Here is a 704-nt window from a genome sequence, read left to right as displayed (position 1 = left end):
ACTGGGCCCACAACCGCTACACCCCCACCCCGGCCCAGCGCCGCGCCCTCACCCAACGCGACCACACCTGCCGCACCCCCGGCTGCCACCGCCGGGCCGCCCGCTGCGAACCGGACCACACCATCGAATGGCAACACGGCGGCACCACCAACCTGAACAACCTGGCGATGCTCTGCAAACGGTGCCACCGCCTCAAATCCCTCGGCATCCTCACCATGGACCAACACCCCGACGGGACCATCACCACCACCACGCTCTGGAACACCACCCACGAATCCGCCCCCGACGCCCCCTGGGCCACCACACGCCCCACCACAGGCACCGGCACGCAGCCGCGCACAGAGAATGCGGACACGCAGGAGGCGGACACGGACACCCCCGAGCCGTGGGACGACCCGCCGCCGCCCGAGGTCGTGGACAGGCTCAACGCGGTCCTGTTCGCCGAAGCCGCCCACGACCCCGACACCCCGCCGGCCGACCCCACCGCGGACGCCGAGGAGGCGATCGCGTCCTGGCAGGCCATCCAACAACACCGGCAACGGCTCGGACACCAGGCCGCCGAACGCGAGAAGGACAACCACGCCTGGGAAACGGCCGGCGGCTACGACCTGCCCCTGCTCCTGGAACTGATCGGCATGACCGACCACACCCCGGCCCAAAACCCCGACAAACCCCCACGCTTCTACCCGCGGATCCCCGAACCC

The 704-nt window shown here is 70.7% G+C and carries 1 protein-coding gene; it reads left to right on the top strand.

Going from position 1 to position 704, the window contains the following annotated elements:
- The coding region (locus ACHAAJ_RS15560; RefSeq protein WP_435729156.1) for an HNH endonuclease signature motif containing protein at window positions 1-704 on the top strand (704 nt) is incomplete at both ends.

Source organism: Arthrobacter arnarulunnguaqae, assembly GCF_051262515.1.
Taxonomy (GTDB): domain Bacteria; phylum Actinomycetota; class Actinomycetes; order Actinomycetales; family Micrococcaceae; genus Arthrobacter_N.
The sequence above is the reverse complement of the archived record's forward strand: the minus strand, read 5'-3'. Positions and strand labels throughout refer to the sequence as shown.